We start from the raw sequence: 10,615 nt of genomic DNA, 5'->3' as shown, positions 1-10,615 counted from the left end.
AGCCGGCGCTCCTGGGCGAGGTCGTCCTCCTCGGCCGCCGGGGCGCGCCGGGCGGCCGACGCAGCGGGCGCCGCCTCGCTCAGCTTCTCCAGCTTGGCCGCCAGCAAGCGGGCCTTCTCGATGCGGTCGCCCAGGATGTCGACGGCCTCGTCGGTGGCCGCGCGCAGGTCGGCCAGGCCCTTCTCGGCGCGCGCGGCGGCGGTGTTCAGCTCGCGCACGGCGACGGCGAAGCCCTCGTGGCTGTCGCGCAGCGCCTTCAGCCGCCGGTTCAGGCGATAGCCCATCACCAGCGCCGCGCCCAGCAGCACCGCCAGCAGGATGTTCAGCGCGATCCCGACGAAGCTCATGGGAACCTCTGCAGGGCCTGGCGCGCGTTGGGCGCGAGCGGCGCCTCGACGCGCACGGCGATGTGGGCGTTGCGCCGGCCCATGCGGCCGCGGGTGAGCGGGATCGCGCCGGCCTTCAGCTCGATCAGGCTGTCGGGCGTGGCGTTCAGCATCATGGTGTCGCCGACCTTCAGGTTCAGCACCTCGCGCAGCGGGAGATGCTGCTCGTCGAGCACGGCGCGGACCTCGACGTTCGTGGTCCAGAGCTCGGTCGCAAGGTGGCCTTCCCAGATGTTGTCGCGCCCGAACTTCTCGCCCATGAACTGCTGCAGCAGCATCTTCCGGATCGGCTCGAGCGTGGCGTAGGGCAACAGGAGCTCGATTCTGCCGCCGCGGTCTTCCATGTCGATGCGCAGCTTGACGAGGATGGCGGCGTTGGCCGGCCGCACGATCGCGGCGAATCGGGGGTTGGTCTCCAGCCGGTCGAGGGTGAAGTTCACCGGCGTCAGCGGATCGAAGGCCTCGGCGGCGTCGTTCAGGACCACCTCGACCATCCGCTGCACCAGCATCCGCTCGATGGTGGTGTAGGGCCGCCCCTCGATGCGCATCGCCGCCGTGCCGCGCCGCCCGCCCAAGAGCACGTCGACGATCGAGTAGATCAGGTTGGAATCGACCGTCATCAGGCCGAAGTTGTTCAGCTGCTCGGCGCGGAACACCGCCAGGATCGCCGGCAGCGGGATCGAGTTCAGATAGTCGCCGAAGCGGATCGAGGAGATGTTGTCGAGGCTAACCTCGACGTTGTCGGAGGTGAAGTTGCGCAGGCTGGTGGTCATCAACCGCACCAGGCGGTCGAAGACGATCTCCAGCATCGGCAGGCGCTCGTAGGAGACCAGCGCCGAGTTGATGATCGCGCGGATGCCGGTCCGCTCTTCGGCCTCGTCGTCGGAGAAGTCGAAGCCGAGCAGGCTGTCGATCTCGTCCTGATTGAGGATGCGCTCGGCCGCCAGGCCGTCGCCCGCCGGAGCCCCACCGCCGCCGCCGGCGGCCCAGTCCTTGTTGTCGTTGTCGTCGGCCATGCGTGAAGCGCTCAACAGCCTCAAGGGGCTAGTTGATCAGCATCTCCTCGATCAGGACGGCGTTGGCCTTGGAGGGCGCGATCACCAGGTTCACGCGCCGCAGGATCTCCATGCGCAGCTGGTAGGAGCCCTGGCTGCCGGAGAGGTCCTCGGGCCGCAGCTCGCGCAGGAAGGTCTGGAACATGTCCTGGAGCCTGGGCATGTTCGGCTCCAGCGCGTCGACCGCGTCCTGGTCGGGCATCTCCAGGGTCAGCTTCAGCTTCAGGAAGGTGGGCCGACCGTCGGCGGTCTGCATGTTCACGACGATGTCGGGCAGGGTGTAGAATAGGACGCCGTTGGGCCCCTCGCGCACCTGGGCCGCGCCCTTGTCGTCCTTGCCGCCCTTCTTCTCGTCCTTGGCCGGCTTCTTCTTCTCCTTGTGGCCTTTCTCGGCGGCGGCGTCGCCCTTCGGCTTCAGCAACAGGAAGGCCGCGGTCCCGCCGCCGCCCAGCACCAGCACGGCGGCCGCGGCGATGATGATGACCAGCTTCAGCGGCGGCTTCTTCTTAGCCGCGCCTTCCTCGCCGCCTTCGGCCCCCGCCTCGTCGGCGGGCGCTTCCTTGACCTTGGCCTCGGCCACGCGCGCGTTCCTTAGAATCCTTGTCCCCGTCTCATTCGCGCCGTTTTGGTTAAGAACCGGTTTTTAAGGGCGTGAAATTTACGAATGGAGGGGGTGGCGAGAATGTCGCAGCGGGGATCACTCCCCACGCAATCATTTGAATATACTTGTCTTTTACATCGACAAGCAGAGGAGATGCGCCCCGAGACATCCGAATCGCTAATTAACCATACCTGCGGGCTGCGCTCCGGCGAGCGGCGTGAGCTGAGGATGGGCGCCGACGCACTCAGCGTTCAACGGGATCGTCGTCGGCCTTTCCAGAACGCCCGTGCCTGAGTGATTGGGCGATCGGAGCCCGAATTTGGACTTTGAGATAGTCGGCACGGTGTTCCGCGGGCGCCGCCAGGCCAAGGGCGACAATCTTGCGAACGGTATGCTCGTCCAGTATCCATCTTCATTCGTTCGTATCGCCAGATGCTTCCGGTGCTTCGATCTCCTGGCGAGATGCGAGCCTGCCGGTCCAGGCCTGTCAAGGATCGGGCTGCGCCCGACCGCGGAGCGGTGAGCCCTGCGGGCTCGTCCTTGAGAGGCCTGGACCGGCAGGCAGACTGGCCGCCATGAGATTTAAGCCCGCGTCTCACCGGCGATGCGGCGGACTTGCGCTCCTCTCCCGCGCAGCGGGAGAGGGGGACCGCTCGCCGAGCGCAGCGGAGAGCGAGGGGTGGAGAGGGCAAGCCGCCGGTGGAGCGCCGCAGCTTCGTTACGGCGGCTGAGATGCCCTGGGCGTTGCTCGCCCCCACCCCCACGCGCTCTTCGCTTCACTCGGCCCGCGGGTCCTCTCCCCCGCTTTCGCGGGGGAGCTAAAAACCTTGCCCGGCAGAATTCGCCGGGCGCCTCGCGTTAACCATTTTAATGTCTGGAATTCCTTGGCTTTTCGGCCTGGCCCGGCCCTTGCAGCAGGGGCGGCATGGATAACGCCCTCTACGTCGGACTGTCGCGCCAGATGGTGCTGCGCCGCCAGCTCGACATCGTCGCCAACAACATCGCCAACGCCGACACCTCCGGCTTCAAGGTCGAGGAGCTGCTGCAGAAGACCAATCCGGCCGAGCCCGCCTACACCCTCCAGGGCCCGCGGCCGGTGAAGTTCGTCGGCGAGGACGGGGTGATCCGCGACTTCGGCCAGGGCTCGCTCAGGCGCACCGACGCCCCGCTCGACCTCGCCATTGAGGGCAAGGGCTTCTTCCAGGTGCAGTCGCCGAGCGGCCCGCTCTACACCCGCGACGGCGCCTTCCAGCTGAACGACAACGGGGTGCTGGTCACCGCGGGCGGCTATCCGGTGATGGACGACGGCGGCGGCTCGATCACCCTCGACCCGCAGCTCGGCCAGGTCTCGATCTCGCAGGACGGGACGATCACGCAAGGGTCGACCCGGGTCGGCAAGCTCGCCGCGGTCAACTTCCAGACGCTGGCGACGCTGCAGAAGACCGGCGACAACCTCTACCGCAACACCTCCAACCAGCAGCCGACCCCCGTCGAGGGCGCGAAGATCCGCCAGGGCATGCTGGAGGGCTCCAACGTCAATTCGATCCTGGAGATCTCGAAGATGATCGAGATCAGCCGGGCCTACGAGCAGATGGCCAAGATCATGGATTCCAACTCCGAGCTCTCGAAGAGCGCCGTCGCCCGCATGGGCAAGGCCCAGTAGGAGGACTGACAGATGCAGGCGCTCCGCACGGCTGCGACGGGCATGGCGGCCCAGCAGCTCAACGTCGAGGTGATCTCGAACAACATCGCCAACATGAACACGGTGGGCTTCAAGAAGCAGCGCGCCGAGTTCCAGGACCTGCTCTACCAGACCCTCGAGCAGGCCGGCGCCCAGTCCTCCGACCAGGGCACCATCGTGCCGACCGGGGTGCAGGTGGGCGCGGGCGTGAAGGCCGGCTCGGTCTACCGCATCAACGCCCAGGGCACGATGACGCAGACGGGCAACAAGCTCGACATCGCCGTCGACGGGCGCGGCTACTTCCAGGTGCTGATGCCCACCGGCGAGACCGCCTACACCCGGGCCGGCAACTTCGCGGTCAACGACCAGGGCCAGCTGGTCACCCAGGACGGCTACCTGGTGCAGCCGACCATGACCATCCCGCAGGACGCCACCGACGTTTCCATCTCCAAGAGCGGCCAGGTCCAGGTGACCCAGCCGGGGACCGCGACACCGACGGTCGTCGGCCAGCTGGAGCTGGCGACCTTCATGAACGAGGGCGGGCTGTCGGCCCAGGGCAGCAACCTCTTCAAGGAGACCGCCGCCTCCGGCGCCCCCACCACCGGCGTGCCGGGCGTCCAGGGGCTGGGCACGATCGACCAGGGCTATGTCGAGGCTTCGAACGTCGACGCGGTGTCGGAGATCACCGCCCTGATCGTCGCCCAGCGGGCCTACGAGATGAACTCCAAGGTCATCTCGACAGCCGACAACATGCTGGGCGTCGCCAACCAGATCAAATCCTGATGAAAGCGCTCGCCCTCCTCGCCGCGGTTGCGCTGGCCGCCGGCTCGCCGGCGCTGGCCGGGACCGCCGTCACGCTGAAGGCCGACACGGCGAGCGCCGACGCCGTCGTGACGCTCGGCGACCTGTTCGACGGCTCGGGCGCGGCGGCCAATGTGCCGGTCGCCTCCCGCACCGGCGCCTCGGTCGTGCTGAACGCCCGCGCCGTGCAGATCGCCGCCGCCCGCGCCGGCCTCGACTGGGCCAACGCCGAGGGCCTGCGCACCGTCGTGGTGCACGGCGACGCAGCCGGCGGAACACGCGCCGCAGCCCCCTCGGCGCCGCGGGGAAACATCGACGTGCTGACTTGGGCCCGCAGCCTGCAGGCTGGCGAAATCGTCCAACCGCAGGACCTGGTCTGGGGCAAGGCCGCCGCCGCCCCCGCCGACGCCGCCACGGACGCCGACCAGGTGATCGGCATGGCCGCCAAGCGGCCCTTGCGAGCCGGCGCGGTGGTCGCCGGCCGCGACGTCGGCCGGCCGCAGGTGGTCAAGCCCGGCGAGATGGTGACAGTCACCTTCTCCTCCGGCGGGATCACGCTCTCGCTGAGCGGCAAGGCGCTGAACGCCGCGGCCGTCGGCGAGACGCTGAATGTCCAGAACACCGCCTCGAAGAAGACCATCCAGGCCACCGTCACCGGGCCCGGCCAGGCGGTGGTCGGCCCCGACGCCGAGGCCCTGAAGGCCCCGCTCTCCGCCCGCTACGCGCTCCGCTAAGGAACCCGCCTCATGTCCCCGCCCCTGCGTTCGATCCTGCTCGCCGCCGCCGTCCTGGCGCCGCTGGGCGCCTGCTCGTCGGTCTCCGAGGCGGTCAACGGGCCCAAGCTCGCCCCGGTCGGCTATCCCGCCGCCCTGGTGCCGCAGGAGCAGACGATCCTCTCCCCGCGCGAGCCGATCCCCGGCCCCGCCAGCGCCAACTCGCTGTGGCGCAACGGCGCGCGGGCCTTCTTCGCCGACCAGCGGGCCGCGCGGGTGGGCGACATCCTGACGGTGCTGATCGACATCGACGACAAGGCCAAGACCAGCAACACCACCGTCGCCGGCCGCGATTCCGCCATCACCGCCGGCATTCCCCATGTGTTCGGCCTGGAGTCCAGCCTGGGCCGGATCCTGCCCGGCGCCTACGACCCGGCGAACACGATCAGCACCAACACCAAGACCACCAACACCGGCGCCGGCTCGGTCGACCGCAAGGAGCAGATCAGCCTGACGATCGCTGCCGTGGTCACCGCGGTGCTGCCGAACGGCAACCTGGTGATCCAGGGCTCGCAGGAGGTGCAGACCAACGCCGAGTTGCGCCAGCTGACCGTCGCCGGCATTGTGCGGCCGGAGGACATCTCCTCCTCCAACACCATCCGCCACACCCAGATCGCCGAGGCGCGGATCAACTACGGCGGCCGCGGCGACATCAGCCGCGTCCAGAAGACCCCGGCCGGCCAGTCGCTGGTCGAGAAGTTCTCGCCGTTCTGAGGTTCCCCATTGGGGGAGGGATTACGCCCGCCGTCCCTTGGCGCTCACGTTGTCCATGCCCAGGGCGCTCAGCGCCGCGCGCACGATCCCCTCGGCGTCGAGGCCGGCCTGGGCGTACATGGCCTCGGGCTTGTCCTGGTCCTGGAAGACGTCCGGCAGGATGAGCGTGCGGATCTTCAGCCCCTGGTCGAGCGCGCCGTGCTCGGCCAGCGCCTGCAGCACGAAGCCGCCGAAGCCGCCGATCGCGCCCTCCTCCACCGTGATCAGCGCCTCGTGCTCGCGCGCGAGCCGCAGGATCAGCTCGACGTCCAGCGGCTTGGCGAAGCGCGCGTCGGCGACGGTGGCGGAAAGGCCGCGCGCCGCCAGCTGGTCGGCCGCCCGCAGCGCCTCCTGCAGCCGCGTGCCGAAGGAGAGGATCGCCACGCTCGTCCCTTCACGGACGATCCGGCCGCGGCCGATCTCGAACGGCTCGGCGAGGTCGGGGATCTCGACGCCGACGCCGTCGCCGCGCGGATAGCGGAAGGCGCTGGGACGGTCGTCGATGGCCGCGGCGGTCGCCACCGCGCGCGCCAGCTCGGCCTCGTCGGCCGGCCCCATCAGCACCATGCCGGGCAGGGCGCCCATGAAGCCAACGTCGAAGCTGCCGGCGTGGGTCGGCCCATCGGCGCCCACCAAGCCGGCGCGGTCCATGGCGAAGCGCACCGGCAGCCGCTGGATGGCCACGTCGTGCACCACCTGGTCGTAGCCGCGCTGCAGGAAGGTCGAATAGATGGCCGCGAACGGCTTCATGCCGTCGGCGGCCAGGCCCGCGGCGAAGGTCACCGCGTGCTGTTCGGCGATGCCGACGTCGAAGCACCGGTCCGGGAAGCGCTGGCCGAAGAGGTCGAGGCCGGTGCCGGACGGCATGGCCGCGGTGATGGCGACGATCTTCGGATCGCGCTCGGCCTGCTTGACCAGCTCGGTGGCGAAGACCTTGGTGTAGCTGGGCGCCTTGGCCTGGGCCTTGGCCTGCTGGCCGGTCACCACGTCGAACTTGACCACCCCGTGGTACTTGTCGGCGGCGTTTTCCGCCGGCGCGTAGCCCTTGCCCTTCTGGGTGACCACATGGACCAGCACCGGCTTGTCGGTGATGTCGCGGGCGTTCTGCAGCACCGAGACCAGGGCGTCCATGTCGTGGCCGTCGATCGGGCCCACGTAGTAGAAGCCGAGCTCCTCGAAGAAGGTGCCGCCGGTGACCATGCCGCGGGCGTATTCCTCGGCCTTGCGGGCGGCTTCCTTCAGCGGCCGCGGCAGGGCGCTGGCCACGCGGCTGCCGACCCGGCGCAGCGACTGGTAGCCTTCGCCGGAAACGAGCCTGGCCATGTAGGCGCTCATCCCGCCCACCGGCGGGGCGATCGACATGTCGTTGTCGTTGAGGATGACGGTCAGCTGGCGGGTGGTCTCGCAGGCGTTGTTCATCGCCTCGTAGGCCATGCCGGCGCTCATCGACCCGTCGCCGATCACCGCCACCACCCGGTTGTCGCGGCCGTCCCGGTCGCGCGCGGCGCAAAAGCCCAGCGCCGCCGAGATCGAGGTCGCCGCATGGGCGGCGCCGAACGGGTCGTACTCGCTCTCCGCCCGCTTGGTGAAGCCCGAGAGCCCGCCGCCCTGGCGCAGCGTGCGGATGCGGCCGCGCCGGCCGGTGAGGATCTTGTGCGGATAGGCCTGGTGGCCGACGTCCCAGATCAGGACGTCCCGCGGCGTGTCGTAGACGTGGTGGAGGGCGACCGTCAGCTCGACCACCGCCAGGCCGGAGCCCAGGTGGCCGCCGGTCTGGGAGACGGCGTCGATCGTCTCGGCGCGCAGTTCGTCGGCGAGTTGCCGAAGCTCGCCGAGCGAAAAGTCCCGCATGTCCGCGGGCGAGGAGACCTTGTCGAGCAGGGGTGTGATCGGGGCCATGAACGCAGCTTTAAGTGGTGCGGAGCAAGAAGACTAACTACGGCGCTCTAGCACGAAATCCACGCTGTCCCGCAGGAATTCGGCCGCGGCGCCGAACGGCTCCAGATGGGCCTTGGTCTGCTCGACCAGAAGATCCAGCCGGGTCCGGGCGGCGTCGGCGCCCAGCAGGGTGACGTAATTGGTCTTGCCCTTCTCGGCGTCCTTGCCCGCCTTCTTGCCCAGGGTGGCGTCGTCTCCCTCGGCGTCCAGCAGGTCGTCGACGATCTGGTAGGCGAGGCCCAGATCCTGGGCGAAGGCCAGCAGCGCCTGGCGCTCGGCGTCGGTCGGCCGGGCGATGATCAGCGGCAGCTCGAAGGCCGCCGCGATCAGCGCGCCGGTCTTCAGCCGTTGCATGCGGGCCACAGCCCCGAGGTCGTCGCGCACGCCGATCAGGTCGATCATCTGTCCGCCGCACATGCCGCGCGCGCCGCTGGCCTGGGCCAACTTGAGGATCATCTCGGAACGGACCGAGCCGTCCTTGTGGGTGTCGGGATGGGCCAGGATCTCGAAGGCGGCCGCCTGCAGGGCGTCGCCGGCGAGGACGGCCGTGGCCTCGTCATAGGCCCGGTGCACCGTGGGCCGGCCGCGGCGCATGTCGTCGTCGTCCATGCTGGGCAGGTCGTCGTGGATCAGGCTGTAGGCGTGGATGCATTCCAGCGCGCAGGCCGAGCGCAGCACCGGCCGGTCGTCGAGGTCGAACATCCGCCCGGTCTCCAGGGCGAAGAACGGCCGCAGCCGCTTGCCCGGCCCGAGCGCGGCGTAGCGCATCGCCTCGGTGAGGCGCGCTTCCGGACCGTCGGCGCGCGGCAGCAGCTCGTCCAGCGCCACGGTCACCAGGTCGGCCGCCTCGGAGGCGCGCTGGGCGAACAGGCTCATCAGTTGAACTCGGCCGACTCTGACGCCGGCTGGCCGTTGGCGCCCATGACGATCTTCTCCACGCGCAGGCGCGCGGCCTCGAGCCGCGTCTCGCAATGCGCCTTCAGCGCCGCGCCACGCTCGTAGAGCCGGATCGAGTCCTCCAGAGGCGCCTGGCCGGATTCGAGGCGCGCGACGATCTGCTCGAGCTCGGCGAGGGCCTGTTCGAACGTCAGGGTCTGGATCTCAGGGGCGTCGGACATACGCCAAACCTAGAGCCCGACTTTGCGACGGTCCACCGGCTTTGCGCCAGTATCGCCCAGTCGATTCCGCCAAGCGCCCGCAGTCCGGGCGAGGCCGCTCAACGCGTGCGCACGAAACGGCGCGTCGACCAGTATTTGAAGCCCTCGCTGTGCGCCAGCTTCCAGCCGCGGCGCTTCAGGACCCGGCCGATCATGTAGTTGAAGAAGCCGTGCGCCAGCACCACCACGTCCGCCCCCTCGGCGGCGAGACGCTCGAGCATGTCGGCGGCCTCGCCTGCGCGGCCCTCGGCCTCGCACCGCGTCTCCTGGCCTTCGTGATGGTTGAAGTACCACCACCAGAAGCGGGCGATGAAGCCCCAGGTGGAGGGCTTGAGCCGGACCCAGGACGGCCAGCGCGGCGGCGGCAGCGGCGCCTCGACGAGCACCGCCTCGCAGGCGAAGTCGCGGCCCTGGGCCAGCTTCTGGGCGCTCTCGATCGAGCGCGGCCGGGTCGAGGCGACGAGCGTCCCGCAACCGGCGGCGAAATCCGCCAGCAGGTTCGGCGGACTCTGGCCCGGCGACAGGCCCACCACCTCGTACTTGGCCCAGAACTCGCGGTACTGCTCGGCGTTCAGCCGCACCTTCCGCGAGAGGGCCGGCTCGCCATGGCGCGCCAGGATGATGGCGCCCGTGCGGGAGCGGGTCGTCGCGGCGGGAACCTCGGCGGTCAAAGCGCTGGCCATTCCATCAGGACGGCCGCACGCCGAAAGGCGTCCGCGCCGCGTTCCCTTACCCCTCTGCCAAGGCCCTCACGTGAGCGAGCGCCGACTGACCCAGAGCTTCAAGGTCGTAGCCGCCCTCGAGCGAGGACACAACCCGGCCCTTGGCGCGGGCGCGGGCGACCTCGAGGATGGCCCGCGTCGCCCAGGCGAAGTCCTCGGCCTCCAGGCTCTGGCCAGCGGCGCCGATCGGGTCGCGGCGGTGGGCGTCGAAGCCGGCGGAGACCAGGATCAGATCCGGCGCAAAAGCGTCGACCTTCGGCATCAGCCCCTCGAACGTCCTGCGCCACTGAGCCGCCGAGGCGCCGGGCGCGACCACGGCGTTGACGATGTTGGGCGGGTCGGCCGGCAGCGGCTGCCCGCTGCCCGGCCACATCGGGTGCTGTTGGATGGAGGCGAACATCAGCTCGGGACAGCCGCGGAACACCGCCTCGGTCCCGTTGCCGTGGTGGATGTCGAAGTCGACCACCGCGACCTTGCGGAAGCCCGCGGCGGTCGCCGCGCGCGCGGCGATAGCGACGTTGGAGAAGATGCAGAAGCCCATCGCCGTCTCGGGCTCGGCATGGTGGCCGGGCGGCCGCACGGCGCAGAACGAGCGCACGATCTCGCCGCGGGCCGTGGCGCGCATCGCCTCGATCACCGCGCCGGCCGCGCGACGTGCGGCGAGCAGGCTGCCGGCGGAGACGAAGGTGTCGGGGTCGAGCTGGACCACGTCGCGTCCCGGCGACAGCGTCAGGATGCGCTCGACATA

At 69.7% G+C, this 10,615-nt stretch carries 12 protein-coding genes; 4 read left to right on the top strand and 8 right to left on the bottom strand.

The annotated features are described in order from the left end of the window. The 3 genes from VJS38_RS09660 to VJS38_RS09650 form a co-directional block, all read right to left on the bottom strand. A partial coding sequence (locus VJS38_RS09660; protein ID WP_324087942.1) for a DUF6468 domain-containing protein occupies positions 1-347 on the bottom strand: 347 nt, incomplete at its 3' end. Beyond that, positions 344-1,402: a flagellar motor switch protein FliM gene (gene fliM / locus VJS38_RS09655; RefSeq protein WP_324087941.1), complete on the bottom strand. Its 1,059-nt coding sequence runs from the start codon at positions 1,400-1,402 to the stop codon at positions 344-346. The genes VJS38_RS09660 and fliM, both read right to left, overlap by 4 nt. 28 nt (positions 1,403-1,430) lie before the next feature. Beyond that, positions 1,431-2,021 carry a flagellar basal body-associated FliL family protein gene (locus VJS38_RS09650; RefSeq protein WP_324087940.1) on the bottom strand — a complete coding sequence of 197 codons (591 nt, stop codon included), beginning with the start codon at positions 2,019-2,021 and terminating at the stop codon, positions 1,431-1,433. A gap of 946 nt (positions 2,022-2,967) precedes the next feature. On the opposite strand from VJS38_RS09650, the gene flgF reads away from it, so the two are divergent. Genes flgF through flgH form a run of 4 tightly spaced genes read left to right on the top strand, consistent with a single transcriptional unit; the run spans position 2,968 to position 6,011 of the window. Next, positions 2,968-3,705 (top strand): flagellar basal-body rod protein FlgF, encoded by a 738-nt coding sequence (gene flgF, locus VJS38_RS09645; protein WP_324087939.1) that lies wholly within the window; start codon positions 2,968-2,970, stop codon positions 3,703-3,705. A 12-nt stretch (positions 3,706-3,717) separates the two neighbouring features. Further along, on the top strand, positions 3,718-4,506 hold the full coding sequence (gene flgG, locus VJS38_RS09640; protein ID WP_324087938.1) for a flagellar basal-body rod protein FlgG: 789 nt from the start codon (positions 3,718-3,720) through the stop codon (positions 4,504-4,506). Then, complete coding sequence (gene flgA / locus VJS38_RS09635) at positions 4,506-5,258, top strand: flagellar basal body P-ring formation chaperone FlgA (RefSeq protein WP_324087937.1); 753 nt, start codon at positions 4,506-4,508, stop codon at positions 5,256-5,258. The genes flgG and flgA overlap by 1 nt, the downstream gene beginning before the upstream one ends. Before the next feature lie 12 nt (positions 5,259-5,270). Then, positions 5,271-6,011 (top strand): flagellar basal body L-ring protein FlgH, encoded by a 741-nt coding sequence (gene flgH / locus VJS38_RS09630; RefSeq protein ID WP_324087936.1) that lies wholly within the window; start codon positions 5,271-5,273, stop codon positions 6,009-6,011. Positions 6,012-6,032: 21 nt separating this feature from the next. Here flgH and dxs read toward each other — a convergent pair whose 3' ends face one another. The 5 genes from dxs to VJS38_RS09605 form a co-directional block, all read right to left on the bottom strand. Further along, positions 6,033-7,949 (bottom strand): 1-deoxy-D-xylulose-5-phosphate synthase, encoded by a 1,917-nt coding sequence (gene dxs / locus VJS38_RS09625; RefSeq protein ID WP_324087935.1) that lies wholly within the window; start codon positions 7,947-7,949, stop codon positions 6,033-6,035. Positions 7,950-7,982: 33 nt separating this feature from the next. Next, a complete protein-coding gene (locus tag VJS38_RS09620; RefSeq protein ID WP_324087934.1) occupies positions 7,983-8,864 on the bottom strand; it encodes a farnesyl diphosphate synthase in 882 nt (293 codons plus the stop codon). Further along, complete coding sequence (locus tag VJS38_RS09615) at positions 8,864-9,106, bottom strand: exodeoxyribonuclease VII small subunit (RefSeq protein WP_324087933.1); 243 nt, start codon at positions 9,104-9,106, stop codon at positions 8,864-8,866. Before VJS38_RS09615 ends, VJS38_RS09620 begins: the two co-directional genes overlap by 1 nt. 98 nt (positions 9,107-9,204) lie before the next feature. After that, a complete protein-coding gene (locus tag VJS38_RS09610) occupies positions 9,205-9,816 on the bottom strand; it encodes a histidine phosphatase family protein (RefSeq protein WP_324087932.1) in 612 nt (203 codons plus the stop codon). 58 nt (positions 9,817-9,874) lie between these two features. Further along, the coding region (locus VJS38_RS09605) for a histone deacetylase family protein (RefSeq protein ID WP_324087931.1) at positions 9,875-10,615 on the bottom strand (741 nt) is incomplete at its 5' end.

Source organism: Phenylobacterium sp. (assembly GCF_035276905.1).
Lineage (GTDB): Bacteria > Pseudomonadota > Alphaproteobacteria > Caulobacterales > Caulobacteraceae > Phenylobacterium.
The sequence above is the reverse complement of the archived record's forward strand: the minus strand, read 5'-3'. Positions and strand labels throughout refer to the sequence as shown.

What these genes read in the sequence shown, in the direction of transcription:
- fliM (WP_324087941.1), bottom strand. Translation starts at nt 1,402, where the DNA reads ATGGCCGACGACAACGACAACAAGGACTGGGCCGCCGGCGGCGGCGGT.
- flgF (WP_324087939.1), top strand. Translation starts at nt 2,968, where the DNA reads ATGGATAACGCCCTCTACGTCGGACTGTCGCGCCAGATGGTGCTGCGC.
- flgG (WP_324087938.1), top strand. Translation starts at nt 3,718, where the DNA reads ATGCAGGCGCTCCGCACGGCTGCGACGGGCATGGCGGCCCAGCAGCTC.
- flgA (WP_324087937.1), top strand. Translation starts at nt 4,506, where the DNA reads ATGAAAGCGCTCGCCCTCCTCGCCGCGGTTGCGCTGGCCGCCGGCTCG.
- flgH (WP_324087936.1), top strand. Translation starts at nt 5,271, where the DNA reads ATGTCCCCGCCCCTGCGTTCGATCCTGCTCGCCGCCGCCGTCCTGGCG.
- dxs (WP_324087935.1), bottom strand. Translation starts at nt 7,949, where the DNA reads ATGGCCCCGATCACACCCCTGCTCGACAAGGTCTCCTCGCCCGCGGAC.
- VJS38_RS09620 (WP_324087934.1), bottom strand. Translation starts at nt 8,864, where the DNA reads ATGAGCCTGTTCGCCCAGCGCGCCTCCGAGGCGGCCGACCTGGTGACC.
- VJS38_RS09615 (WP_324087933.1), bottom strand. Translation starts at nt 9,106, where the DNA reads ATGTCCGACGCCCCTGAGATCCAGACCCTGACGTTCGAACAGGCCCTC.